We start from the raw sequence: 24227 nt of genomic DNA on the forward strand, positions 1-24227 counted from the left end.
CGAGGAGAAGCAGACCGCGAAGCGTCATGCGGGATACGCTAGCCACCCCTCAGGTCCTCAGACAAGTGAGAATCTTCAGTGCGCCCCCACGCCCCCCGGCTGCGGGCCCCACGCCCCCGACGAGTTGGTGACACTCCATGGCCCTGGATCCCGTCCGCCCGAGCCCGCTGGTCGAACAGGCCGCCGCGCGTCTGCGCGAGCAGATCGCCGCCGGTCACTGGCCCGTCGGCACCCGGCTGCCCGGTGAGACCACCCTCGCCAGGGAACTCGGCGTGGGCCGCTCCACCGTGCGTGAGGCGCTGCGCGCGCTCACCGGGGCCGGGCTGGTGCGGCCCCGGCAGGGCGCGGGCGTGTTCGTCGTCGCGACACAGCCCGTCGAGGACTGGCCGACGCGGCTGCGCCGGGCCGCGGTGAGCGACGTCTACGAGGTCCGGATGGCCGTCGAGGTGCACGCGGCCCGGCTGGCCGCCGCCCGGCGCACCCCCGAGGACGTGGCGGCGATCGGGGCCGCGCTCGACGACCGCCGGGCCGCCGCCACGGCGGACGACCGGGCGTTCGTCGACGCCGACATCGCCTTCCACGCGGCCGTAGTCGACGCCGCGCACAACCCCGTACTGGCCGACCTGTTCGCCGAGTTCACCCCCGTGCTGCGGGAGGGCCTGGTCGACCTGCTGACGCTGACCGGGCAGCGCGTACAGGACCCGAACACCGCCGACGACGCCCACGCTGCCCTGGCCCGGGCGATCGCCGACGGGGATGCCGAGACCGCGGCGAACGTCCTGCGGGCGGAACTGGAGGACCCGTTCGGCGGGCCCCGAGAGCATGGATCACGAGCGATGCCGACCGGAATCACCCGGCTGCCGCGCGGACCGGAATAGTCCGCGGGGTGTCCTGGTTGACGTCCACAACGCATGCGCATGCATCGATCTTGGAGGGTCTGTCATGAAGATCGGCATCATCGGCGCGGGCAACATCGGCGGCAACCTCACCCGACGGCTCACCGCCCTCGGGCACGACGTGTCCGTCGCCAACTCCCGCGGCCCGCACACCCTCACCGAACTGGCCCGGGAGACGGGCGCGACGCCCGTCGCGGCCGCGGAGGCGGCCCGCGGGGCGCAGGTCGTCGTGGTCACGGTCCCGGTGCGGGCCGTCCGGGACCTGCCGTCCGGACTGCTCGACGGGGCGGCCGAGGGTGTCGCCGTGATCGACACGGGCAACTACTATCCGCAGCGGGACGGCCGGATCGCGGGCATCGAGGACGACGGGATCACCGAGAGCCGCTGGACCGAGCGGCAGATCGGCCACCCGGTGATCAAGGCGTTCAACGGCACCTACGCCCAGGACATCCTGGACCGCCACCGCCCGGCCGGCGACCCCGACCGCATGGCGCTCCCGGTGGCAGGCGACGACGAGGCCGCCAAGCGGGCCGTGCGCGACCTGATCGACGAACTCGGCTTCGACACGGTGGACACGGGCGGCATCGACGAGTCCTGGCGGCAGCAGCCGGGCACCCCGGTGTACGGGCTGCGGGCGGGCGCCGAGGCGGTGCGCAAGGCCCTCGCCAAGGCGTCACCGCAGCGGCCTGCGGACTTCCGCGCCTGACGCTCCGCTGGATGCGCCGCGATATGCCGTCGGTTGTCTGCGGCGCCGTTGTGGTTGAGCGCGCCCGCGCGGCGGAGCCGCATATCGATACAGCCCCGCGCCCCTTCGGGGCGCTGTCGGCGTGGCGGACCTTCGCCGGTCAGGCGTTTTCTGCCCAGGCCCGCAGGGCGGCCTTGTCCGCGAAGGCCGCCACGTTCTTGTCGTGCGGTTCGCTGGTGTACTGGTGGAAGCGCCACTTCGCCTTGATGCGGGGCTCGCCCGCGCTCACGTAGTCGGCGATCCACAGACCGTCGCCCGCGTACGAGGTGGTGTCGACGTTCAGCCAGAAGTGCCGGTTGGCGTACAGCACCACCTGGTGGCTCGGCCGCAGGTCCTTCACCTTCCGGATGAACAGGTCCTTCTCGGCGTTGTTCGCGTGCGTCCCCTCGCTCGTCGTCTCCCAGTCGACGGCGAGGATGTCGCCCGCCTTCTCCGGGGCGTGCTGGACGAAGTACTCGGCCTGGGCGCCGATGTCGCCGGGCCACAGGAAGTGGTAGAAACCGACGACGAGCCCCGCGTCACGGGCCCGCCCGGTCTGGGCACTGAGTTTCGGGTTGACGTACGAACGCCCCTCCGTCGCCTTGATGAAGACGAAGGAGACGCCGTCCGTGTCATAGGACGAGGGCTGATACGCACTCACATCGATGCCGTGCAGCATGCGGGGACTCCCTCAGACGTCAGTGGGGTGACAGGAGTTGACTCCTCTATGCCCCCCACCCCACCCCGCCACCCGTGATCCGCGCCCGCGCGTACGGCAGTTGTTGCGGAGGAGCTTCGAGATCCGCACCGCAGCCGCCGGTGGTACGGCGGAGCGACCCGGCCGACCCGGCCGGAGCGGGACGGTTCCGTCGGCGGGCGAGTCATGATGGGCGCCGGAGGGGGCGGCTTCGGGGGCGGGAGTGCCTTCGGGAGCTATGGCGACGTGCTCTCGTGAGACGATGAGAGAAGCGGAGGAACCTCCGTTCGGCCCACCGTAACGCTACCGGAGGTTCCTCCGCTTTGGACCGGTCCGCCACACCCCCGCCCCACGTCCCCGACGACACACCCGAGAACGCCGGCCGTCCGGTCCGCCGTGACGCGCGGCGCAACCGCGAAAAGCTCATCGCCACCGCCCAGGCCGCCTTCGCCACCGCCGACGGCCCGGTCGCCCTGGAGGCCATCGCCCGCCAGGCCGGAGTCGGCATCGGGACCCTCTACCGCCACTTCCCCACCCGCGAGGACCTGGTCGACGCCGTCTACGCCGCCGAACTCGACGAGGTCACCGCGAGCGTCGCCACCCTGCTCGACCAGTTCCCCGCCGACCTCGCGCTGCGGGCCTGGATGGGCCGCTACGCGACCTTCATCGCCACCAAGCGCGGAATGATGGAGACGCTGCGTGCCGGCTTCGCCTCCGGGCGCATCGCACCCCCCAGCCGGGAGCGCGTCACCGCCGCGATCGCCACGATCCTCGCCAAGGGCGCCGAAACGGGCTCGCTCCGCGCAGACGCCGACCCCGCGGACGTCACCACCATGCTCAGCGGCATCTTCGTCGCCATCACGGCCGGCGGCACCACCGAGCAGACCGGCCGCCTGCTCGACCTGCTCGTCGACGCACTCCGCCCGCGAACCGGTCCGCCCCGATAAGAGCGCCCGGCAGCAGGCGAGCGGACGCACGTGATCGCCGCCCTGGTGCACGGCTCCGGATACGAGCGCATCGCCGGGGCCGTGTGTGGGGACCGCACATCCGACGTCGCGTCAGGCCCTGGAACCCGTCGTCACTACGGTCGGTGCTGTGCGGCGGTGTCAGCATTCGATGATGTTCACCGCGAGCCCGCCGCGGGCCGTTTCCTTGTACTTGACGGACATGTCCGCGCCCGTGTCCTTCATGGTCTTGATGACCTTGTCGAGGGAGACGTGGTGGCGGCCGTCGCCGCGCATCGACATGCGGGCGGCCGTGACGGCCTTGACGGCGGCCATGCCGTTGCGCTCGATGCAGGGGATCTGGACCAGGCCGCCGACCGGGTCGCAGGTGAGGCCGAGGTTGTGCTCCATGCCGATCTCCGCGGCGTTCTCGACCTGTTCGGGGCTGCCGCCCAGCACCTCCGCGAGGGCGCCCGCCGCCATGGAGCACGCGGAGCCGACCTCGCCCTGGCAGCCGACCTCGGCGCCGGAGATGGACGCGTTCTCCTTGAACAGCATGCCGATCGCGCCGGCCGCGAGCAGGAAACGGACCACGCCGTCCTCGTCGGCGCCGGGCACGAAGTCGAGGTAGTAGTGCAGGACCGCCGGGATGATGCCGGCCGCGCCGTTCGTCGGGGCGGTCACCACCCGCCCGCCGGCCGCGTTCTCCTCGTTCACCGCCATCGCGTACAGCGTGATCCACTCCATTGCGTGCGCGAGCGGATCGCCCTCGGCGCGCAACTGGCGGGCCGACACGGCGGCCCTGCGCCGCACCTTCAGGCCGCCCGGCAGGATGCCCTCCCGGGACAGGCCGCGCGCCACGCACTCCCGCATCACCCGCCAGATCTCCAGCAGGCCCGCGCGGATCTCCTCCTCGGTGCGCCAGGCACGCTCGTTCTCCAGCATCAGCGACGAGATCGACAGGCCCGTCTCGCGGGTCAGCCGCAGCAGCTCGTCGCCCGTGCGGAAGGGGTACTTGAGCACCGTGTCGTCCAGCTTGATCCGGTCCGCGCCGACCGCGTCCTCGTCGACGACGAAGCCGCCGCCGACCGAGTAGTAGGTCTTGCTCAGCAGATCGGTGCCCCCGGCGTCGTACGCCCACAGGGTCATGCCGTTGGCGTGGTACGGCAGTGCCTTGCGGCGGTGCAGCACCAGGTCCGCGTCGGCGTCGAACGCGATCTCGTGCTCGCCGAGGAGCCGCAGCCGGCCCGACTCCCCGATGCCCGCCACCCGCTGGTCGGCGCCCTCCACGTCCACCGTCCTGGGCGAGGCGCCCTCCAGGCCGAGCAGCACCGCCTTCGGCGTGCCGTGGCCGTGGCCCGTCGCGCCGAGCGAGCCGTACAGCTCGGCACGGACCGACGCAACGGAGCCGAGCAGGCCCTCGTTGCGCAGCCGGGCGGCGAACATGCGTGCCGCGCGCATCGGGCCGACCGTGTGGGAGCTGGACGGGCCGATGCCGATCGAGAACAGGTCGAACACCGAGATGGCCACGGTGCCTCCTCCAAGCGGATGGTGCGGGACGGGGTGCCGCGCCCGGCACAGCGCGGGCGCGGCACCCCGTACGGCGGGACTACTTCCCCAGGCCGGGGTAGAGCGGGTGCTTGGCGGCCAGCGCCCGCACCCGTGCCGCCAGGGCGGCCGCGTCGTACGACGGCTTCAGCGCCTCGGCGATGACGTCCGCGACCTCGGTGAAGTCCGCGGCCGAGAAGCCGCGGGTGGCGAGCGCGGGCGTGCCGATGCGCAGGCCCGACGTGACCATCGGGGGGCGCGGGTCGTTCGGGACGGCGTTGCGGTTGACGGTGATGCCGACCTCGTGCAGCCGGTCCTCGGCCTGCTGCCCGTCCAGCTCGGAGGCGCGCAGGTCCACCAGGACCAGATGCACATCGGTGCCGCCCGACAGCACGCTCACACCGGCCTCGCGGACGTCCGGCGCGGTCAGCCGCTCGGCGAGGATGCGGGCGCCCTCGACCGTACGGCGCTGGCGCTCCGCGAACTCCTCGGAGGCCGCGACCTTGAACGAGACCGCCTTGGCGGCGATCACATGCTCCAGCGGGCCGCCCTGGAAGCCGGGGAACACGGACGAGTTCAGCTTCTTCGCGAAGTCCTTCCTCGCGAGGATGATGCCGCCGCGCGGGCCGCCCAGCGTCTTGTGGGTGGTGGAGGTGACGACATCGGCGTACTCCACCGGGTTCGGGTGCAGACCGGCGGCGACCAGACCCGCGAAGTGGGCCATGTCGACCCACAGATACGCCTCCACCTCGTCGGCGATCCGGCGGAACTCCGCGAAGTCCAGCTGCCGCGGGTAGGCCGACCAGCCCGCGATGATCACCTTCGGGCGGTGCTCCTTCGCCAGCCGCTCGACCTCGGCCATGTCGACAAGACCGGCCTCGTCGACGTGGTAGGCGACCACGTCGAACTGCTTGCCGGAGAAGTTCAGCCGCATGCCGTGGGTCAGGTGGCCGCCGTGCGCCAGGTCCAGACCGAGGATGGTGTCGCCGGGCCGGGCCAGCGCGAACAGCGCGGCCTGGTTGGCGGAGGCGCCCGAGTGGGGCTGCACGTTGGCGTACTCGGCGCCGAACAGCTCCTTGACCCGGTCGATGGCGATCTGCTCGGTCACGTCGACGTGCTCGCAGCCGCCGTAGTACCGGCGGCCCGGGTAGCCCTCGGCGTACTTGTTGGTGAGGACCGAGCCCTGCGCCTCCATGACCGCGACCGGCGCGAAGTTCTCGGAGGCGATCATCTCCAGGGTGGACTGCTGGCGGTGCAGCTCGGCGTCGACCGCGGCGGCCACGTCCGGGTCCAGCTCGTGCAGCGGGGTGTTCATCAGCGACATGTGGTCATCGACTCCTCAGCCGGCGGTGAAGGCGACGTACTCGTCGGCCGAGAGCAGGTCGGCCGGCTCCTCGGCGACGCGCACCTTGAACAGCCAGCCGCCCTCGAAGGGGGCCGAGTTGACCAGCGACGGATCGTCCACGACGTCCTCGTTGACGGCGGTGACCTCGCCGGTCACGGGGGAGTACAGGTCGGACACCGACTTGGTCGACTCCAGCTCACCGCAGGACTCGCCCGCGGTCACGGTGGAGCCGACCTCCGGGAGCTGGGCGTAGACGACATCGCCGAGCGCGTTGGCCGCGAACTCCGTGATGCCGACCGTCGAGACGCCGTCCTCGGCGGCCGACAGCCACTCGTGCTCCTTGCTGTAGCGCAGCTGCTGGGGGTTGCTCATGACCTGAATTCTCCTGTATGCGAGACAGTGCTGATGACGGGGGAGGGCGGAAGGCGCAGGTGAGCGGGGTGGTGTGCCCGGCATCACAGCGGGGCAGGGGCCGCGGGGCGCCCCGCGGTGCAGTCTCTACTTCTGCCGCCGGTAGAAGGGCAGCGCCACGACCTCGTACGGCTCATGGGTGCCCCGGATGTCCACGCCGACGCCCGCCGTGCCGGGCGCCGCGTGCGCCGCGTCGACGTACGCCATCGCGATGGGCCGGCCCAGCGTGGGCGAGGGGGCGCCGGAGGTCACCTCGCCGACCACCTCGCCGCCCGCGACGACCGGATACCCGGCGCGCGGCACCCGGCGGCCCTCGGCGACCAGGCCGACCAGCACGCGCGGCGGGTTCTGCTCGGCGCGCGCGGACGCCGCAAGCAGCGCCTCGCGCCCGACGAAGTCGCCCTCCTTCTCGAACTTCACCACCCGGCCGAGCCCGGCGTCGAAGGGGGTGAGCGAGGTCGACAGCTCGTGCCCGTACAGCGGCATGCCCGCCTCCAGGCGCAGCGTGTCCCGGCAGGACAGGCCGCACGGCACCAGGCCGACGCCCTCGCCCGCCTCGGTCAGCGCCTGCCACAGCCGCACGGCGTGCTCCGGCTTCACGAACAGCTCGAAGCCGTCCTCGCCGGTGTAGCCGGTACGGGCGATCAGCGCGGGTACACCGGCGACGGTGCCTGGCAGGCCCGCGTAGTACTTGAGGCCCGCCAGATCGGCGTCCGTGAGGGAGGCCAGGACACCCGGGGACTCGGGGCCCTGGACGGCGATCAGCGCGTAGGCGTCGCGGTCGTCGCGTACCTGCGCGTCGAAGCCGGCGCCGCGCTCCACCAGCGCGTCGAGCACCACCTGCGCGTTGGCGGCGTTCGCGACGACCAGGAACTCGTGCTCGGCGAGCCGGTAGACGATCAGGTCGTCCAGGATGCCGCCGTCGGACCGGCAGATCATGGTGTAGCGGGCGCGGCCGACACCGACCGAGGCGATGTTCCCGACCAGGGCGAAGTTCAGCAGGGCGGCGGCCCCGGGCCCGGTCACCCCGATCTCCCCCATGTGGGAGAGGTCGAAGAGGCCGGCCCTCGTGCGTACGGCCGTGTGCTCGTCGCGCTCTGAGCCGTAGCGCAGGGGCATGTCCCAGCCGGCGAAGTCGGTCATCGTCGCACCGAGCGAGCGGTGCAGCGCGTCCAGCGCGGTATGCCGCAGTGTCGAGTGTTCGGTACTGCTCATCGGACGGATGTCTCCCAAGGCGTGGGGAAGGCGAGGTGGATCCTCCCCATCTGTCATCGGAACCTGAGAGGTTCGCCCTGACCACCTGTGTGGTCACGGCTTGCACCTTGGGTGGAGCCACTGGACAGCGGCCCGCTTTTCAGATGTGCCTCGCCCGCGCGGTAACGGGGCCTGAGAGATTCAAGGGAGGGACTTGCTCCTTCGGCGTCCCAGCGGGGCTGCTGGGAACTCTCCCGCGCGGATTCAAGCGGCCGGTATGCAGTTGGCGGGCTCATCATTGCACGCATCGCCGCCGCACGGCAGGCCGGATCCGTGACCGGGCTGTGGCAGAACGCGCACGACACCGTGAGACGCCACGCATTACCTTCTCTTTACACTCGACGGGGATGGGGATGTCCGGACCCAAGGGGAGGACGATCACGGTGAACAGGACCACGGCGTACGCCACGACCACGGGCCTCGCACTACCCGGGCAGCCGGGCGCCCCCGCCGCCGAGCGCTGCGCGGACCGCCCGGCGGCCCCGATCGTCCGCGACCTGCGCGAGCGGGCCGGCCGCAGCCCCTACGCGCTCGTCTTCGGCCGCCACGACCTGGCCGTGGTCACCGGCCTGCCCGGCAGCGGCAAGTCGACCCTGATGGACCGCGCGGTCGACGGCATCCGCATCGACTCCCAGGACACCCGGGACCGCTGGGACGCCCGCCTCCCGCGGCTGCTGCCCTACGCGCTGTACCGCCCGCTGGTACGCCTCGCCCACTACGCCGCGCTGCGCCGCGCCCTGCGCACCGGCGAGGGCGTCGTGGTGCACGACTGCGGCACCCAGTCCTGGGTGCGCGGCTGGCTGGCCCGCGAGGCCCGCCGCCGCGGCGGCACCCTGCACCTGATCCTCCTCGACGTGCCGCCCACGACCGCGCTCGACGGGCAGCGCGAGCGCGGCCGGGGCGTCTCCCGCCACGCCTTTGTGCGCCACCGCAGGTCGGCGGCCCGGCTGCTGCGCGCGGTCGAGCGGGGGGAACTGCCCGGGGGCTGCGGCTCCGCGGTGCTCCTCGACCGGGACGCGGCGGACGTGCTGCACCGGATCGGCTTCGCACGGTGAAGGGCCGGCACCGCCACCCGTTAGCCTTTTCAGCCACAGCAGCGGTTCCCAGCAGGCGGTAGGCAGATGGACTTCCCGGCACAGGCGCACCCCCACCCGCACGGCGGATGGCCCGGCAACGAGCTGGAGGAGGTGCTTTCGGCCTCGCTCGGCGTCCCGTCGGCCGGCGGCCGGATCATCGAAGTCCTCGGGCGCAGCTTCCTGTGGATCCCGCTGCCGAGCGGCGGCGGCCCGCACAGCGGCCCCCTCGACCTGCCCACCGTGGACATCGACGGTCAGGTCCATGTGCCGGTCTTCAGCTCCGAGGAGCAGTTCCGACAGGTCGCCGGCTCCCACATGTCGTACACCATCGCCCCCGCCGTGGAGTTCGCCCGCGGGCTGCCCCCGCAGGTCGGCATCGCGGTCAACCCGGGCGGCGTGGTCGGCGCCCCGCTCCCGCCGGAGGCGGTGGCCGAACTGTGCCGGGCCGGGCGCACCGAGCTGGACGGACCGGCGAGCGGCGGCCGGGTCCGGCTGTTCGAGCCCGACTGGCAGGACGACCCGGTCGACTTCCTGTCCGCCGCGTCCGCCGAGTTCACCGCGATCGGCGTGGTCCGCTCGGCCCGTCGGTGCCTCGCGGCCATCGAGACGGCGGATCCGGTGCTGTTCGTGGGCGTCGAACTCAACCAGTGGGAGGGCGATCTGCGGGCGCTGCCGCTGGAGGCGTTGGGGCGGGCCCTCGCGGAGGTTCCGGTGCGGTGGCCGGTCAACCTGGTCCTGCTCGATGTCGCGGAGGACCCGGTGGGGGAGTGGCTGAGGGCGAAGGTGCGGCCCTTCTACGAACGGTAGCGCTCCGCTGGGTGGGCCGTTTCTACGGTTGCCTGCGACGCCGGTTGCCTGCGGCGCCGGTTGCCTGCGGCGCTTTGGGGGCGCTGCGGGGTGTTGTTCGGCTGCGGCTCCGTCGTGGCCGATCGCGCAGTTCCCCGCGCCCCTGCGGCGCTGCCGGGCGTCGTTGTTCGGCTGCGGCTTTGTTGTGGTTGGTCGCGCAGTTCCCCGCGCCCCTATGGCGCTGCCGGGCGTCGTTGTTCGGCTGCGGGGCCGTTGTGGTTGGTCGCGCCGTTCCCCGCGCCCCTATGGCGCTGCCGGGCGGCGTTGTTCGGCTGCGGCTTTGTTGTGGTTGGGCGCGCAGTTCCCCGCGCCCCTGCGGCGCTGCCGGGCGGCGTTGTTCGGCTGCGGCTTTGTTGTGGTTGGGCGCGCAGTTCCCCGCGCCCCTGCGGCGCTGCCGGGCGGCGTCGTTTGGCTGCGGCTTTGTTGTGGTTGGAGCCTCGCGCCCCTTTGGGGGGCTGTCGGGTCGGGGGCTTGATGGGCGCGGTGGGGTGGGGGTGGGGCGCTTAAGCTGTGTGGCGAATGCGGGGTACTCGAAGAAGAGGCGGTAAGTCAGGTGAGCGCGAGCCTCAGCGGCAGCGTCGAGCACACGCTGCGCCAGGTCACGCCCGGGCGCTACGACGCCTACGAGGCGCTGCTGCGCGCGCTCGCGACACCCGGCTCCGGCCAGGTCTGGATGCTGCTGTGGCACGGCCAGTCCGGCTCCCCCGACGCCCAGTACGGGAACATGGAGATCGACGGCCACGGCTACGTCCCCTGCGTCACCTCCGCCCAGGAACTCTCCGCCAGTGGCTGGAACCGCTCGTACGAGGTGGTCGACGGAGTCGACGTCGCCCGCACCCTCTACCCCGACCACTACGGCCTCTGGCTCAACCCGCACGCGCCGGGCGGCGGCGTCGGCGTGCCCTGGCTCGATCTGCGGCGCATCGCCACGGGCCTGGACCGCCAGCCGGCCGGCCCGCTCAGACTGTCGGAACCCGGCATCGAGATCCCGCAGTTCTACGCCCTGCTCGCGCAGAACGCCCACCGCACCGCGGCCGTACGCTCGCTGCGCCGGGCCTGGGTGCAGCCCGCCCTCGGGTCGCCCTACCTCGCCATCGGCCTTGACGTGTACGACACTTCGCCGCCAGCGGTGGACTCGGTGCGCGCGATGATGCAGCAGTCGATGGGCGCCGTACCGGAGGGGCTGCCGGTCGCGACCGTCGCGATGACCGACGAGTACGACCCGGTCGTCATGTGGATGCGGGCCGCCGCCCGCCCCTTCTACGACCGTGAGGCGCACGCCGCCCAACCGCCAGCCCCGGCCGCCGGGTACGGCTATCCCCCGGTCCAGGGCAGGTACTGACGCCATGCCGCCGCGGGCGGGTGGTGAGCCGGGTGACGGAGTGACAGCAGCGGGTCTTCGCGTGTAGAGCGCGCCGGAACGTCCGACTCCGTCCCGTTGGCCCAACTCCTCCACGTCCGAACCCCGTTACCCACTGTCCGGATAACGGAACCCTCCAGACAGCATCACGTTTACGCATCCATTCGCCGCCAAGTCTGGCAGCAGATCGCCCAAGCATTGAAGACTCCCGCAGCAGGGGCCTGTCGCCCCTTTGTACGACGGACTGATCATGCCGCCACAGCGGCAAGTGCGGGCCGGCTACCGCCGGTTGAGAGGGGTCCCTGCCAGATGACGGCACCATTGCACGAGCCGACCGCGGAAGCGGCCCCGAGCCCGGCCGAGGAAGCGGCGGTTGTCAGCGCCGGCGCCAAGGCCGTCCAGGGACGCTCTTTGGGGCGGATCGCCTGGGAACGCCTCAAGCGGGACAAGCTCGCCCTCACGGGCGGCATCGTGGTCCTGGCGCTCATCGTGATCGCCCTGCTCGCGCCGGTGATCACGAACCTCGTCGGGCAGGACCCCGACGTCTACCACGAGGACCTGATCGACCCGCTGTTCGGCACTCCCACCGGCTCACTGGGGGGCATCAGCGGGGACCACCTGCTGGGCGTCGAGCCGGTCAACGGCCGCGACATCTTCGCGCGCATCCTCTACGGCGCCCGTATCTCGCTGCTGGTCGGCTTCCTGTCCGCGGTGGTGGCCGTGATCCTCGGCACCGTCCTGGGCATCCTCGCGGGCTTCTTCGGCGGCTGGGTCGACTCCGTCATCAGCCGGGTCATGGACGGCCTGCTGGCCTTCCCGCAGCTGCTCTTCATCATCGCCCTCGTCTCCGTCATGCCGAGCGACATGCTGGGGCTGACCGGTACGAGCGTGCGTGTGTTCGTGATGATCCTGGTCATCGGCTTCTTCGGCTGGCCCTACATCGGACGCGTGGTGCGCGGTCAGACGCTGTCGCTGCGCGAGCGGGAGTACGTCGAGGCCGCCCGATCGCTGGGCGCCGGGCGGCTGTACATCCTCTTCAAGGAACTGCTGCCCAACCTGGTCGCGCCGATCATCGTCTACACGACGATGATGATCCCGACCAACATCCTCACCGAGGCGGCACTCAGCTTCCTGGGCGTGGGCGTCAAGCCGCCCACGGCCTCCTGGGGGCAGATGCTGTCGAGCGCGATCGACTACTACGACTCGGACCCCATGTACATGGTGGTCCCGGGCGTGGCGATCTTCATCACCGTTCTTGCCTTCAACCTCTTCGGCGACGGCGTGCGCGACGCGCTGGACCCGAAGGGCTCCCGCTGAACTGCCGTACCCCAAGCGACCCGTGGCTCATACACGGGATCTCTCATCAAATCCATCCGGAGGATCCGAGATCGTGACTACCCAACGCACCTCAGGGCGGCGCAAGCAGGCCATGGCCGCTGCCGCCGTGGTCGCCGCGCTGCTGACCACGGCAGCGTGCGGCGGCGGCGACGACAGTGGCGACAAGGGCTCGAAGAACGGCGCCGCGGGCTTCGACGCCGCGAACAACAAGGTCGCCCAGGCCTCGCTGGCCAAGAAGGGTGGCACGCTGAAGTTCGGCGGTGCCCAGGACGCCGACTCGTGGGACACCACCCGCGGCTACTACGGCTTCATGTGGAACTTCTCGCGCTACTACAGCCGTCAGCTCGTCACGAACAAGCCGGCCCCGGGCAAGGACGGCGCCTCCGTGGCGCCCGACCTCGCCACCAGTGTCGCCAAGGTCAGCGACGACGGCAAGACCTACACGTACACCCTGCGCGACGGCATCACGTGGGAAGACGGCAAGCCGATCACCTCGAAGGACGTCAAGTACGGCATCGAGCGGGTGTGGGCACAGGACGTGCTCTCCGGCGGTCCGACGTACCTGAAGGAGGTGCTCGACCCCAAGGGTGAGTACCAGGGCCCGTACAAGGACAAGTCCGCGGACAAGCTCGGTCTGAAGGCGATCGAGACGCCCGACGACAAGACCATCGTCTTCCACCTGCCGAAGGCCAACTCGGACTTCGAGGAGATGCTGGCCCTGACCTCGGGCTCCCCGGTCCGCCAGGACAAGGACACCAAGTCCAAGTACCAGCTGCACCCGTTCTCCTCGGGCCCGTACAAGTTCGAGTCCTACAACCCGGGCAAGGACCTCACCCTGGTCCGCAACACCGAGTGGAAGCAGTCCTCGGACCCGGTCCGCAAGGCGTACCCGGACAAGATCACGGTCAAGTTCTTCACCAACGCCAACGAGCTGGACCAGCGCCTGATCAACGGTGACCTGGACCTGGACATCAACCAGACCGGCATGTCCCCGCAGGGTCGCACCACCGCCCTGAAGCAGCACAAGGCCAACCTGGACAACCCCGTCTCCGGCTTCATCCGCTACGCGGTCTTCCCGCAGAGCGTGAAGCCGTTCGACAACATCCACTGCCGCAAGGCCGTCATCTACGGCGCCGACCACGTGTCGCTGCAGACCGCCCGCGGCGGCCCGCTCGCCGGCGGTGACATCGGCACCAACATGCTGCCCCCGGCGGTGCCCGGCTCCGAGGGCCAGAGCTACGACCCGTACGAGCTGGCCGGCGCCAACAAGAGCGGCAACGCCGCCAAGGCCAAGGAAGAGCTGAAGGCCTGCGGCAAGCCGAACGGCTTCAAGACCACCATCGCCGTCCGCAACAACAAGCCGGTCGAGGTGGCCACCGCTCAGTCCATGCAGGCGTCGCTGAAGAAGGTCGGCATCGACGTCGAGATCGACCAGTACGACGGTTCGCAGACCACCGGCATCATCGGCAGCCCCTCGAACGTGAAGAAGAAGGGCTACGGCATCATCATCATGGGCTGGGGCCCGGACTTCCCGTCCGTCCAGGGCTACGGTCTGCCGCTGTGGAACAGCAACTACATCCTGGAGAGCGGTAACAACAACTACGCTCTGATCAAGGACAAGTCGATCGACGGCCTGTTCGACGACTACGTCGACACGCTGGACGACGCGGGCAAGGCCAAGATCGCCACGGAGATCAACCACAAGGTCATGGAGGGCGGCTACTACCTGCCCTTCGTGTTCGAGAAGTTCCTCAACTGGCGCTCCAGCAACCTGGCGAACGTCTACACGTCCGACGGCTACAGCGGCATGTACGACTTCGTCAACCTCGGTCTGAAGAACCCGAAGTAACCCGGCACACCCGCCGTACGGCACGAAAGGCAGGTGAAGGCCGGCGACGCGTGATCGCGGGCCACCGGAGGTCCCCCACCGCCCACAAGGCGTGGGAAAGCCCCACCGGTGGCCCGCGGCCCGCGGCGGGCCGAGAGCTGTGCTCGCTTACCTCATCAGGCGGTTGTTCGCCGCCGCAGTGATGCTCGTGGTCATCATCCTGGTGGTCTTCGGCATCTTCTTCCTCGTCCCCAAGTGGGCGGGCGTCGACATCGCCACGAGCTTCGTGGGCAAGCAGGCCGATCCCGCGGCCGTCGAGGCCGTACGGGTGAAGCTGGGCCTGAACGACCCGATCTACGCCCAGGTCTGGGAGTTCTTCAAGGGCATCTTCGCGGGCCGCACCTACGCGGCCGGCGGTGACGTCACCCACTGCGCCGCGCCGTGCTTCGGCTACTCCTTCCGCACCGAGCAGGCCATCTGGCCGGTGCTCACCGACCGCTTCCCGGTGACCCTGGGTCTCGCGCTCGGTGCCGCCGTCCTGTGGCTGGTCGTCGGTGTCGCGGCGGGTGTCCTCTCCGCGCTCAAGCGGGGCAGCATCTGGGACCGCGGCGCGATGGTCATCGCCCTGTCCGGTGTCTCGCTCCCCATCTACTTCACGGGCATGATCGCCCTGTCGGTCTTCGCCTTCGGCCTGAAGTGGTTCGACGCCGAGTACGTGCCCCTCAGCCAGAGCTTCGGCGGCTGGTTCGGCGGCATGATCCTCCCGTGGATCACCCTCGCCTTCCTCTACGCGGCGATGTACGCCCGGATCACCCGCGCGACCATGCTGGAGATCCTGGGCGAGGACTACATCCGCACCGCCCGCGCCAAGGGCCTGCGGGAGCAGACCGTCATCGGCAAGCACGCCATGCGCTCCACGATGACGCCGATCCTGACCATGCTCGGCATGGACCTCGGGGCCCTGATCGGCGGCGCGGTCCTGACCGAGAGCACGTTCAACCTGCCCGGCCTCGGCCGGGAGGTGCTGACCGCGATCAAGACCCAGGACCTGCCCATCATCCTGGGCGTCGTTCTGATCACCTCGCTCGCCGTGCTCATCGCCAACCTGGTCGTGGACATCCTCTACGCCGTGATCGACCCCCGAGTGAGGCTCGCATGACCGAACTCAGCAAGAGCGGAGCGGCCGTGGGCGAGCCCACCGCCGCCTCGCCCAGCACCGCCTTCCTGGAAGTACGCGACCTGAAGGTGCACTTCCCGACCGACGACGGCCTGGTCAAGTCCGTCGACGGGCTCAGCTTCAAGCTGGAGAAGGGCAAGACCCTCGGGATCGTGGGCGAGTCGGGCTCCGGCAAGTCGGTGACCTCGCTCGGCATCATGGGCCTGCACACGGCCGGCCAGTACGGCAAGCGCAAGGCGCAGATCTCCGGCGAGATCTGGCTGGACGGCACCGAGCTGCTGTCCGCCGACCCCGACCACGTGCGCAAGCTGCGCGGCCGGCAGATGGCGATGATCTTCCAGGACCCGCTGTCCGCGCTGCACCCGTACTACACGATCGGCCAGCAGATCGTGGAGGCATACCGGATCCACCACGACGTCGACAAGAAGACCGCCAAGCGGCGTGCGGTCGAGATGCTCGACCGGGTGGGCATCCCGCAGCCCGACAAGCGGGTCGACAGCTACCCGCACGAGTTCTCCGGCGGTATGCGCCAGCGCGCGATGATCGCGATGTCGCTGGTCAACAACCCCGAGCTGCTGATCGCGGACGAGCCGACCACCGCCCTGGACGTGACGGTCCAGGCGCAGATCCTGGACCTGATCCGGGACCTGCAGAAGGAGTTCGGCTCCGCGGTCGTCATCATCACCCACGACCTGGGCGTCGTCGCCGAACTGGCCGACGACATCCTGGTGATGTACGGCGGCCGCTGCGTCGAGCGGGGCCCGGCGGACAAGGTCTTCTACGAGCCCCGCCACCCCTACACCTGGGGCCTGCTGGGCTCGATGCCGCGCCTCGACCGCGAGCAGCAGGAGCGGCTGATCCCGGTCAAGGGCTCCCCGCCCTCCCTGATCAACGTCCCGTCCGGCTGCGCCTTCAACCCGCGCTGCCCGTACGCCGACGTGCCGAAGGACAACGTCACCCGCACGGTCCGCCCCGAGCTGACCGAGGTCGGCAGCCGGCACTGGGCCGCCTGCCACATGTCGCAGGAGCAGCGGGAGCGGATCTGGACCGAAGAGATTGCGCCGAAGCTGTGAGTGAGAACGCAGAGGACAACGCAGTGAGCATCCCTGCACAGAGCGACGACGCTGACAACGCCGGTGCGCGGACCGCGGGGACGGCCACCCTGGACAAGGGCGCCGCACCCGGCGAGGTCCTGCTCAAGGTGACCGGGCTGCAAAAGCACTTCCCGATCAAGAAGGGCCTGCTGCAGCGGCAGGTCGGTTCGGTGCGGGCGGTCGACGGGCTCGACTTCGAGGTGCGCTCCGGTGAAACCCTCGGCGTGGTGGGGGAGTCGGGCTGCGGCAAGTCCACGATGGGTCGGCTGATCACCCGGCTGCTCGAACCGACCGCGGGGAAGGTCGAGTTCGAGGGGAAGGACATCACGCACCTCGGCGTCGGCGGCATGCGTCCGCTGCGCCGTGACGTGCAGATGATCTTCCAGGACCCGTACTCGTCGCTGAACCCGCGGCACACCATCGGCACCATCATCGGCGCTCCCTTCAAGCTCCAGGATGTGACGCCCGAGGGCGGCATCAAGAAGGAAGTGCAGCGGCTGCTGTCGGTCGTGGGCCTCAACCCCGAGCACTACAACCGCTATCCGCACGAGTTCTCCGGCGGTCAGCGCCAGCGCATCGGCATCGCCCGCGCGCTCGCGCTCAACCCGAAACTGGTCGTGGCGGACGAGCCGGTGTCGGCCCTCGACGTGTCGATCCAGGCGCAGGTCGTGAACCTCCTCGACGACCTCCAGCAGGAGCTGGGCCTGACGTATGTGATCATCGCGCACGACCTCTCGGTCGTCCGGCACGTCTCGGACCGGATCGCGGTGATGTACCTCGGCAAGATCGTGGAGCTGGCCGACCGCGACTCGCTGTACAAGGCGCCGATGCACCCGTACACCAAGGCGCTGATGTCGGCCGTGCCGATCCCGGACCCGAGGCGCAAGAACGCCAAGAGCGAGCGCATTCTGCTCAAGGGCGATGTGCCCTCGCCGATCGCCCCGCCGAGCGGCTGCCGCTTCCACACCCGCTGCTGGAAGGCCACGGAGATCTGCCGCACGACCGAACCGCAGCTCCTGGAGCTGCGGCCCGGTCAGCGCGTCGCCTGCCACCACCCGGAGAACTTCGCCGACCAGGCACCGCAGGACACCGTCCTGCTGTCCGCGGCGAAGGAGGCCGGGGAACTCGTCCCGGACGCGATCCTGGAGGAGTCGGCGGAGACGTCGGCCGCGGTCGCGGCGGCGGTCTCGGATCAGGACGCGGACGCGCCCGCCGAGGAGTCCGCGCAGGCCCCTGCCGAGGCGACCGCGGTCAAGAGCGCGGACAAGACCGCCGACAAGGGCTCGGACAAGGGCTCCGAGGAGAGCGCGGACAAGGGCTCGGACAAGGGTTCCGAGGAGAGCGCGGACAGGGGCTCGGACAAGGGTTCCGAGGAGAGTGCGGACAAGGGCGCCGCGGTGACCGCGAAGGCGACCGCGGCGGAGCCCGCCGAGGCGAGCGCGGTGCCGGCGGAGGCGTCCGCGCCGAGCGCGCAGGACTCCGAGGCGGACGCAGCCGAGGGCGAGTCCCGGGAGACCTCCGACGACGAGCCCGACGAGGCCGCCCGTGACGCCGCCGGTGAGGCGGCGGCGGACGAGACGCCGCGGTCGAAGGACGCATAGGGACACCTGGTAGGGCGGCCGGCCGAGGCCGCCGAAGGACCGGACGGGAGGGTGCGCGGGGCGCGCCCTCCCGTCCGGCACGTGCGCGGACGGTCCCGCGCCGGGCCCGCGTTCCGGCCCCGGGTGAGAATGTCCGGGTGTTCCAGCAACTCTTCGGCCCGTCCGTCCAGCACACCCTCGATCTCGTCGGCATCTTCGTCTTCGCGATCTCCGGTGCGCTGCTGGCCGTGCGCAAGAACTTCGACGTCTTCGGCATCGCCGTGCTCGCCGAGGTCACCGCGCTCGGCGGCGGGCTGTTCCGCGACCTGGTCATCGGCGCCGTGCCGCCGGCCGCGTTCACGGACCTCGGGTACTTCAGCACACCGCTGCTCGCCGCCCTGCTGGTGATCTTCCTGCACCCCCAGGTGGAGCGCATCCAGGTCGCGGTCAACGTCTTCGACGCGGCGGGCCTCGGCCTGTTCTGCGTGGCGGGGACGACGAAGGCGTACGCCTACGGGCTCGGCCTGACCGCGTCGGCGGCGCTGGGCCTCGCCACCGCGGTCGGCGGCGGCGTCCTGCGCGATGTGCTCGCCAACGAGGTCCCCTCCCTGCTGCGCTGGGACCGCGACCTGTACGCGGTCCCGGCGATCGTCGGCGCCGCCTTGGTGGCGCTGTGCCTGCGCTACGGCGCGCTCAATCCGTTCACCAGCGGGCTCGCTGCGCTCACCGCCTTCGTCCTGCGGCTGCTGGCGATGCGTTTCCACTGGCGAGCGCCGCGCGCCTGGAACCGGCGGTCGACGGTGACGGAGGAGTAGCGCCGCCGACCCGGCTCTGGCCCATCTGCACGGTCAGCCAGCGGAACACGGCCGGCACCTGGGGCCGCCACAGCGCCATGGTGTGCCCGCCCGCGCTGCGCGGCAGGAACACCACGTGCACCGTCGTCGGCGCCCTGGCCACCGACTCCAGGGCCACGCCGGCCTGGTAGCCGTCACCGGACTCGCCGGAGACGTACAGCGCGATCCTGGGCGGCACGGGGGCCTTCTTCAGCAGCAGATAGGGGTTGTTGCGGGCGCGTACGGCAGGGTTCTGCGCCGTCAGCGAGTTCCGCTCGCCGATCGGGTCGTTGTAGCCGGACAGGCTCACCGCGGCCCGGTAGCGGTCGGGGTGGGCCACGGCCAGCTTGACGGCGCAGTGCGCGCCCGCCGAGTACCCGGCGACCGCCCAGCCGGCCGGCCCGGGCTCCGCGCGGAAGTTGTCCGTGACCATCTTGGGCACGTCGATGCTCAGCCAGCTGTCGGCGTTCACCGTGCCCGGGATGTTCGCGCAGCCCGTGTCCACCCCGGCCAGCAGGTTGGTGCGGGGCGCCACCAGGATGAACGGCGCGACTCGGCCGCTCTCCATCAGCGGCAGCACCTGCTCGTGCGCCTTCAGCGAGCCGAACCACGCCTTCGCCGAGCCGGGGTAGCCGGGCAGCAGTTCCACCACGGGGAACTTCCGGTGCCGGTAGGCGGGTTGGCCGTACTGCGGCGGGAGCCAGACGTAGACCTCCGCGTTCACCCCGGACACCCGGCCCCTGAGCTGGGTCACGCGGACCCCGCCGGCCGCGCGCATGCCGGGCCCGTCGGCCGCCTGGAACGCCTGCTTCACCTTGGGCAGCCGCTGGAGCGCAAGCCCGCCGGTGCCGTCCCTGCCGAGGTCGGCGGCCTGCTGCACATGGTTGCCGGTGCCGAGCAGGTCGGACCAGTTGTCGTACAGGTTGTTGGAGTTGTTGACCAGGACGAAGACCAGGGTCACGGCGGTGCCCTGGGCGAACAGCAGCATCAGCATCCGGGCGACGACGCGCAGGGCCTTGGGACCCCGTATCCGCGACCACAGGACGAGCGGCAGGACGAGGGCGACCACGCCCAGCACGAAGGTCGTGTAGAAGAAAGCAGTCCCGGTGAGGCTCATGCCCCCATAGAGGGGAAAGACCGGCGCGGGGTTACGGACGTGTCCGGACACTTACCGAGAAATTGCCGGAACCTCACCTGGCGGGCGGATCGTCATGTGATCAGATCGGGGGCCTCGAAAGCTACCGCTTAGTAGTTTCCCGTTGTACGGTTCACGCATGCCAGAACAAGCCACCGCGGCGGACCGGCGGGCCGTGCCCGGCGACAGCGAGTTCGACCGCGACACCGCCGTCGCCCGGCGCGAGCCCGGCGTCTACGACATCGACCTGCACGCTGGCTGGACGATCGCCAACGCGGTCAACGGCGGCTATCTGCTGGCCGTTCTCGGCCGGGCCCTCGCGGACGCCCTTCCGCATCCCGACCCGTTCACGGTCTCCGCGCACTATCTGACCGCCTCCCGGCCCGGCCCCGCCGTCATCCGCACCGAGACCGTGCGCACCGGCCGCACCCTCTCCACCGGCCAGGCATCCCTCTACCAGCGTGACGAACACGGCGAGGAGGTCGAGCGCATCCGCGTCCTCGCCTCCTACGGCGACCTCGACGCGCTCCCGGACGACGTCCGTACGACGGCGACGCCGCCCGCGCTGCCGCCCATGGACCAGTGCCTCGGCCCGAAGGACGGCCCGAGCCCGGTGGACGTCGGCTCGGCCATCACCGACCGGCTGACGCTGAAGCTCGACCCCGCCACCCTCGGCTGGGCGCTCGGCGCGCCCTCCGGCAAGGGGGAGATGCGCTCCTGGTTCGGCCTCGCGGACGGCCGGGACGCCGACCCCCTCGCGCTGCTGCTCGCCGTCGACTCCCTGCCGCCCACCGCTTTCGAACTCGGCCTGTCCGGCTGGGTCCCCACGGTCGAACTGACCGTGCATGTGCGGCACCGTCCGGCGCCCGGCCCGCTGCGGGTGTCGATCACCACCCGCAACCTGGCCGGCGGCTTCCTGGAGGAGGACGCCGAGGTCTGGGACGGCGCGGACCGGCTGGTCGCCCAGTCACGGCAACTGGCCCGGGTCAGGCTCGACTGAGCGGCCTGCGCCCCAGCCAGGCCGCCAACCGGCCGTAGGCGTCGGCGCCTTCGGGCGCCGTGACGGCGGCGTCGAAGGGGGTGTCGGCGCCCCGCGGCCGGGACTGCGGCAGCACCCGCCGGGCGTTCGCCAGTGCGAACTCGGCGAGATCCGGGGCGAGTTCACGCGGATGCCCAAGGGCCTCGGAGAGATCCCAGGTGTGCGTCACGATCTCCATCACATAGCCGGCGAGCGCGGCCCGGCCCGGAACCTCGCCCCAGGGCACCCGCACCGGTGCCGCCATCCGCTCGTCGCTCTCCCATGCCTTCAGAGCCCGGAGCCGGGCCTCCTCGTACGCCGCCGCCCAGCCGTCGTCCGGGACGCCGTCCACGAACGAGGGGACCGCGAAGCCGTCGCCGCCCTCGCCGATCACCGTGTTGCGCCGGGTGCCGCCGACGACATGGCTCAGCAGGGTGCGCACGTCGAACTCGGCGCACGGTGTCGGACCGGTCAGCTGCTCCGGCCGCACGGTCGCGATGAGCGCCGCCGCCTGCTCGGTGGCGCGGGCGTAGACGGGGCGCGGGTCGGGGCCGGTGACCTCGGGCGTGTCGCTGGTCATGATGTTGCCTTCCGTGAGTCGGTGCGGCCAGGATTCCCGGATAACCTGACAGCCGCCGTCAGCATTTGCCGCGCTTTCCCCACGGCGGGATCCTGGGGCAGTGAAGTCCGACCGGCTGCTGTCGATCCTGCTGCTCCTGCAGACCCGGGGGCGCGTCCCCGCCCATGAACTGGCCGACCGGCTGGAGGTGTCGGTCAGGACCATCTACCGCGACGTCGAGGCCCTGTCGGCCGCAGGCGTCCCCGTGTACGCGGAACGCGGCCGGCACGGCGGCATCGCGCTCCTCGCCGGATTCCGCACCGACGTCACCGGGCTGACCGCCGACGAGTCACGGGCCCTGTTCATCCTGGCCGCGCAGGGCGCGCATGCCGCGCTCGGCCTCGACGCGGCCCTCGGCTCGGCGCTGCGCAAGGTGATGGCGGCCCTGCCGGCGCCCCACCGGCCGGCCGCCGAGGTCACCAGCCGGCGCATCCTGGTGGACGCCACCCGCTGGCGGAGCGGGCCGCAGCGGGCCGTCGACCTGGACATCTTGCAGGACGCGGTGTTCGCCGACCGGCGGCTCAGACTGCGCTACCGGCACAGCGGGCAGCGGGAGGCACGGACGTACACCGTCGACCCGTACGGTCTCGTCGCCAAGGCCGGGGTCTGGTACCTGGTCGCCGACCGGCGCGCGAAGCCGCGGCTGTTCCGGGCCGACCGGGTGCACTCGGCCCGGCTGCTGGACGAACCGGTGCGCCGGCGGCCGGGCGTCGAACTCGCCGACGCCTGGGAGGTGCTGCGCCGCGAGGTGGAGCGGCGACCGGGCGGGGTCGAGGTCACCGTGCGGGTGCGGCGGGACCACCTCGACCTGGTCCGGCGGATGCTCGCCTCGGCACTGACCGGGCCCGCCGACGACACGGAGCCGGGCGATGCGGTCACCCTCCGGCTGACGTTCCCGACGCTGCGCGCCACCCGCCAACTGCTCGCGTTCTCCGACCGGGTGGAAGTCCTGGACCCACCCGAGGCCCGCACGGAGCTGAGACAGGCGGCCCACTCCATCACGACCCTGTACGGCACGAAACCCGTCGAGACCGGCTGAGAGGCGACACCGGAGCGGCTGTTCGGGGGCGAGGACCGCCGTGATGAGCGGGGTGCTGGGGGAGGGGCCGTCCTGACCGGGGGCAGGGGATGGTCAGGTCAGCCAGTTCCGGCGGCCGATGCCGATCAGCCGCAGGCGGCGGGTCGCGGCCCGGGTGACGTGTGCGCGTTCCGCCTCCGACGCGTCCGGCGCCTCCATGGCCTCAAGGAACAGCGAGGCCGTGCTGATCATCTGGTCGACGTAGAGGTGGGCCAGCATCAGCAGGTCGTCGTCGTCCCAGCCCGCGGCCTCCGGATCCTTGGCCAGCTCCGCCTTCACCTCCGCCGCGAACCGCGCCAACTGCTCCCGGATGGCCTCGCGCACCGGCTGCACCCCGCCGTGCCGCTCCCGGGCGAGGAAGCGGATGTGAGCGGGGTGCGTCCGCACATGACGGGAGATCAACTCGACGGTACGGGTGATGCGTTCGTCGCCGTCGGCCGTGGAGACCGTCGTGCGCACCATCGGGTGCAGGCTGCCCAGCGCCTCGTCGACCAGGGCCACGCCGAGATCCGCGACGGAGCGGAAGTGCCGGTAGAAGGCGGTCGGCGCGATCCCGACGGCACGGGTGACCTCGCGCAGGCCCAGGCTGCTCAGGCTCTGCTCCTCCAGCAGCGCCAACGCCGCGTCCAGGAGCGCCTGCCGGGTCTTCTGCTTCTGGGCCTGCCGGACACCGAGGGTGTGACTCATGTCATCCAGTTAACAACTGTTCTCCGGAATTGGGAAGGCATCCGGCGCGCTAGGGTGGGTAGTCAGTGAACAGTTGTAGCCACAACCGTTCACCGAGACCTGACGAGCGCATCTCGGAAGGGGATCGCATCCCATGCTGTTCATCGTCGCCGCGCTCCTGCTGCTGGGCGTCCTGATGGGCACCGTCGCCCACGCGCCGCTGCCCCTCACCGCCGTCGCCGGCGCCGCCATCGCCGTCTGGCTCGGTGTCTTCGCCCTCCGCGAGCGCCACGCCCGCCGTCGCGGCCCGTCGGCCGACTGACCCCGACGCACCGCACCCCACCGTCCACGCCGACCGTCCACCCCACCCCACCGTCATCGCTGAACCAGCCGACCGTCGGGAGCTGACCACCATGCACCTCACCGCACCGGCAACCCGCCGCCCCGCCACCCGGGACGCCGACGGCATGGCCGTCGCGTCCTTCATCCTGGGCCTGCTCGGCCTCCTCGTCCTCAACCTCGTCCTCGGCCCCATCGCCATCGCGCTGGCCGGCGTCGCCCTGTGGCGCGGCACCACCCGCCCCGGCCGCGCCGTCCTCGGCCTCACCCTGGGCATCGCCGACCTGCTGGTCCTGGTGGCCTTCATGCAGGCCGACCGCACGGTCTCCTGGAGCTTCTGAGCCGACCGGCCGCCGCCGCGCGCGGACACCGGTCCCGGCTGTACGGGGCGAGCGGCCGGGGACGGGCCGCGCCCGCCGCG

General features: G+C 71.2%; 24 protein-coding genes, 1 pseudogene and 2 riboswitches. Of the genes and pseudogenes, 17 read left to right on the plus strand and 8 right to left on the minus strand.

The annotated features are described in order from the left end of the window. The first annotated feature begins 137 nt into the window (after positions 1-137). The gene (locus tag AC27LF_RS30570; protein ID WP_479657263.1) at positions 138-878 is read left to right on the plus strand and encodes a FadR/GntR family transcriptional regulator; all 741 of its coding nucleotides are present in this window, start codon (positions 138-140) and stop codon (positions 876-878) included. A 64-nt stretch (positions 879-942) separates the two neighbouring features. Further along, positions 943-1602: an NADPH-dependent F420 reductase gene (locus tag AC27LF_RS30575; protein WP_479657262.1), complete on the plus strand. Its 660-nt coding sequence runs from the start codon at positions 943-945 to the stop codon at positions 1600-1602. A gap of 139 nt (positions 1603-1741) precedes the next feature. On the opposite strand, the gene AC27LF_RS30580 is transcribed toward AC27LF_RS30575, so the two are convergent. Next, the gene (locus AC27LF_RS30580) at positions 1742-2299 is read right to left on the minus strand and encodes a glycoside hydrolase family 25 protein (protein WP_479657261.1); all 558 of its coding nucleotides are present in this window, start codon (positions 2297-2299) and stop codon (positions 1742-1744) included. A 341-nt stretch (positions 2300-2640) separates the two neighbouring features. Here AC27LF_RS30580 and AC27LF_RS30585 point away from each other — a divergent pair, with 341 nt between their 5' ends. Then, entirely contained in the window at positions 2641-3264 is a 624-nt protein-coding gene (locus AC27LF_RS30585) for a TetR/AcrR family transcriptional regulator (protein ID WP_479657260.1), read from the plus strand. Positions 3265-3291: 27 nt separating this feature from the next. Continuing rightward, positions 3292-3386, plus strand: a pseudogene (locus AC27LF_RS30590) (IS5/IS1182 family transposase); the annotation flags it as partial. Positions 3387-3423: 37 nt separating this feature from the next. Here the strand turns inward: AC27LF_RS30590 and AC27LF_RS30595 are convergent. The 4 genes from AC27LF_RS30595 to gcvT all read right to left on the minus strand — a co-directional run bounded on the left by AC27LF_RS30595 (position 3424) and on the right by gcvT (position 7780). Then, positions 3424-4791: an L-serine ammonia-lyase gene (locus tag AC27LF_RS30595; RefSeq protein WP_479657259.1), complete on the minus strand. Its 1368-nt coding sequence runs from the start codon at positions 4789-4791 to the stop codon at positions 3424-3426. A 79-nt stretch (positions 4792-4870) separates the two neighbouring features. Continuing rightward, positions 4871-6133 carry a serine hydroxymethyltransferase gene (locus AC27LF_RS30600; protein WP_479657258.1) on the minus strand — a complete coding sequence of 421 codons (1263 nt, stop codon included), beginning with the start codon at positions 6131-6133 and terminating at the stop codon, positions 4871-4873. 15 nt (positions 6134-6148) lie between these two features. Continuing rightward, complete coding sequence (gene gcvH / locus AC27LF_RS30605) at positions 6149-6526, minus strand: glycine cleavage system protein GcvH (protein ID WP_388712718.1); 378 nt, start codon at positions 6524-6526, stop codon at positions 6149-6151. Positions 6527-6652: 126 nt separating this feature from the next. Further along, the gene (gene gcvT, locus AC27LF_RS30610; protein WP_479657257.1) at positions 6653-7780 is read right to left on the minus strand and encodes a glycine cleavage system aminomethyltransferase GcvT; all 1128 of its coding nucleotides are present in this window, start codon (positions 7778-7780) and stop codon (positions 6653-6655) included. Positions 7781-7820: 40 nt separating this feature from the next. After that, positions 7821-7929: riboswitch (glycine riboswitch) on the minus strand. Beyond that, positions 7930-8026, minus strand: a riboswitch (glycine riboswitch). 176 nt (positions 8027-8202) lie between these two features. Here gcvT and AC27LF_RS30615 point away from each other — a divergent pair. The 9 genes from AC27LF_RS30615 to AC27LF_RS30655 all read left to right on the plus strand — a co-directional run bounded on the left by AC27LF_RS30615 (position 8203) and on the right by AC27LF_RS30655 (position 18933). Further along, positions 8203-8874, plus strand: coding sequence for an AAA family ATPase (locus tag AC27LF_RS30615; RefSeq protein ID WP_479657256.1), 672 nt, complete (start codon positions 8203-8205; stop codon positions 8872-8874). A 66-nt stretch (positions 8875-8940) separates the two neighbouring features. Next, positions 8941-9702, plus strand: a complete 762-nt coding sequence (locus tag AC27LF_RS30620; protein WP_479657255.1) for an enhanced serine sensitivity protein SseB — start codon at positions 8941-8943, stop codon at positions 9700-9702. 592 nt (positions 9703-10294) lie between these two features. Continuing rightward, positions 10295-11083 carry an enhanced serine sensitivity protein SseB C-terminal domain-containing protein gene (locus AC27LF_RS30625; RefSeq protein ID WP_479657254.1) on the plus strand — a complete coding sequence of 263 codons (789 nt, stop codon included), beginning with the start codon at positions 10295-10297 and terminating at the stop codon, positions 11081-11083. Between the two features lie 327 nt (positions 11084-11410). Then, positions 11411-12418, plus strand: coding sequence for an ABC transporter permease (locus AC27LF_RS30630; protein WP_479657253.1), 1008 nt, complete (start codon positions 11411-11413; stop codon positions 12416-12418). 73 nt (positions 12419-12491) lie between these two features. Next, on the plus strand, positions 12492-14288 hold the full coding sequence (locus AC27LF_RS30635; RefSeq protein WP_479657252.1) for an ABC transporter substrate-binding protein: 1797 nt from the start codon (positions 12492-12494) through the stop codon (positions 14286-14288). A 139-nt stretch (positions 14289-14427) separates the two neighbouring features. Next, on the plus strand, positions 14428-15426 hold the full coding sequence (locus tag AC27LF_RS30640; protein ID WP_479657251.1) for an ABC transporter permease: 999 nt from the start codon (positions 14428-14430) through the stop codon (positions 15424-15426). Then, on the plus strand, positions 15423-16517 hold the full coding sequence (locus AC27LF_RS30645; protein WP_479657250.1) for an ABC transporter ATP-binding protein: 1095 nt from the start codon (positions 15423-15425) through the stop codon (positions 16515-16517). The genes AC27LF_RS30640 and AC27LF_RS30645 overlap by 4 nt, the downstream gene beginning before the upstream one ends. A gap of 23 nt (positions 16518-16540) precedes the next feature. Beyond that, complete coding sequence (locus AC27LF_RS30650; protein ID WP_479657249.1) at positions 16541-18139, plus strand: ABC transporter ATP-binding protein; 1599 nt, start codon at positions 16541-16543, stop codon at positions 18137-18139. 137 nt (positions 18140-18276) lie between these two features. Continuing rightward, entirely contained in the window at positions 18277-18933 is a 657-nt protein-coding gene (locus AC27LF_RS30655; protein WP_404035573.1) for a trimeric intracellular cation channel family protein, read from the plus strand. Here the strand turns inward: AC27LF_RS30655 and AC27LF_RS30660 are convergent. Then, positions 18842-20068 (minus strand): alpha/beta hydrolase, encoded by a 1227-nt coding sequence (locus tag AC27LF_RS30660; protein WP_479657248.1) that lies wholly within the window; start codon positions 20066-20068, stop codon positions 18842-18844. The two genes, AC27LF_RS30655 and AC27LF_RS30660, sit on opposite strands and share 92 nt — an antisense overlap. 157 nt (positions 20069-20225) lie before the next feature. On the opposite strand from AC27LF_RS30660, the gene AC27LF_RS30665 reads away from it, so the two are divergent. Continuing rightward, positions 20226-21086, plus strand: a complete 861-nt coding sequence (locus tag AC27LF_RS30665) for a thioesterase family protein (protein ID WP_479657247.1) — start codon at positions 20226-20228, stop codon at positions 21084-21086. On the opposite strand, the gene AC27LF_RS30670 is transcribed toward AC27LF_RS30665, so the two are convergent. Next, complete coding sequence (locus tag AC27LF_RS30670) at positions 21073-21684, minus strand: TIGR03086 family metal-binding protein (RefSeq protein WP_479657246.1); 612 nt, start codon at positions 21682-21684, stop codon at positions 21073-21075. The genes AC27LF_RS30665 and AC27LF_RS30670 overlap by 14 nt on opposite strands. A 100-nt stretch (positions 21685-21784) precedes the next feature. Here AC27LF_RS30670 and AC27LF_RS30675 point away from each other — a divergent pair, with 100 nt between their 5' ends. Continuing rightward, positions 21785-22762 (plus strand): helix-turn-helix transcriptional regulator, encoded by a 978-nt coding sequence (locus AC27LF_RS30675; RefSeq protein WP_479657245.1) that lies wholly within the window; start codon positions 21785-21787, stop codon positions 22760-22762. Positions 22763-22855: 93 nt separating this feature from the next. Here the strand turns inward: AC27LF_RS30675 and AC27LF_RS30680 are convergent, their stop codons facing one another. After that, on the minus strand, positions 22856-23488 hold the full coding sequence (locus AC27LF_RS30680; RefSeq protein ID WP_479657244.1) for a TetR family transcriptional regulator: 633 nt from the start codon (positions 23486-23488) through the stop codon (positions 22856-22858). A 133-nt stretch (positions 23489-23621) separates the two neighbouring features. Here AC27LF_RS30680 and AC27LF_RS30685 point away from each other — a divergent pair, with 133 nt between their 5' ends. Both AC27LF_RS30685 and AC27LF_RS30690 read left to right on the plus strand, forming a co-directional pair. Then, positions 23622-23789, plus strand: coding sequence for a hypothetical protein (locus AC27LF_RS30685; RefSeq protein ID WP_479657243.1), 168 nt, complete (start codon positions 23622-23624; stop codon positions 23787-23789). A gap of 91 nt (positions 23790-23880) precedes the next feature. Continuing rightward, positions 23881-24147 carry a DUF4190 domain-containing protein gene (locus AC27LF_RS30690; RefSeq protein WP_404035558.1) on the plus strand — a complete coding sequence of 89 codons (267 nt, stop codon included), beginning with the start codon at positions 23881-23883 and terminating at the stop codon, positions 24145-24147. The last annotated feature ends 80 nt before the right edge of the window (positions 24148-24227 follow it).

The organism is Streptomyces diversicolor, assembly GCF_057537855.1.

Bases quoted from the DNA above. Each gene is read 5' to 3' on its own strand.
- AC27LF_RS30570 (WP_479657263.1), top strand. From the start codon at position 138: ATGGCCCTGGATCCCGTCCGCCCGAGCCCGCTGGTCGAACAGGCCGCC.
- AC27LF_RS30575 (WP_479657262.1), top strand. From the start codon at position 943: ATGAAGATCGGCATCATCGGCGCGGGCAACATCGGCGGCAACCTCACC.
- AC27LF_RS30580 (WP_479657261.1), bottom strand. From the start codon at position 2,299: ATGCTGCACGGCATCGATGTGAGTGCGTATCAGCCCTCGTCCTATGAC.
- AC27LF_RS30600 (WP_479657258.1), bottom strand. From the start codon at position 6,133: ATGTCGCTGATGAACACCCCGCTGCACGAGCTGGACCCGGACGTGGCC.
- gcvH (WP_388712718.1), bottom strand. From the start codon at position 6,526: ATGAGCAACCCCCAGCAGCTGCGCTACAGCAAGGAGCACGAGTGGCTG.
- gcvT (WP_479657257.1), bottom strand. From the start codon at position 7,780: ATGAGCAGTACCGAACACTCGACACTGCGGCATACCGCGCTGGACGCG.
- AC27LF_RS30620 (WP_479657255.1), top strand. From the start codon at position 8,941: ATGGACTTCCCGGCACAGGCGCACCCCCACCCGCACGGCGGATGGCCC.
- AC27LF_RS30630 (WP_479657253.1), top strand. From the start codon at position 11,411: ATGACGGCACCATTGCACGAGCCGACCGCGGAAGCGGCCCCGAGCCCG.
- AC27LF_RS30645 (WP_479657250.1), top strand. From the start codon at position 15,423: ATGACCGAACTCAGCAAGAGCGGAGCGGCCGTGGGCGAGCCCACCGCC.
- AC27LF_RS30660 (WP_479657248.1), bottom strand. From the start codon at position 20,068: ATGAGCCTCACCGGGACTGCTTTCTTCTACACGACCTTCGTGCTGGGC.
- AC27LF_RS30665 (WP_479657247.1), top strand. From the start codon at position 20,226: ATGCCAGAACAAGCCACCGCGGCGGACCGGCGGGCCGTGCCCGGCGAC.
- AC27LF_RS30670 (WP_479657246.1), bottom strand. From the start codon at position 21,684: ATGACCAGCGACACGCCCGAGGTCACCGGCCCCGACCCGCGCCCCGTC.
- AC27LF_RS30680 (WP_479657244.1), bottom strand. From the start codon at position 23,488: ATGAGTCACACCCTCGGTGTCCGGCAGGCCCAGAAGCAGAAGACCCGG.
- AC27LF_RS30685 (WP_479657243.1), top strand. From the start codon at position 23,622: ATGCTGTTCATCGTCGCCGCGCTCCTGCTGCTGGGCGTCCTGATGGGC.
- AC27LF_RS30690 (WP_404035558.1), top strand. From the start codon at position 23,881: ATGCACCTCACCGCACCGGCAACCCGCCGCCCCGCCACCCGGGACGCC.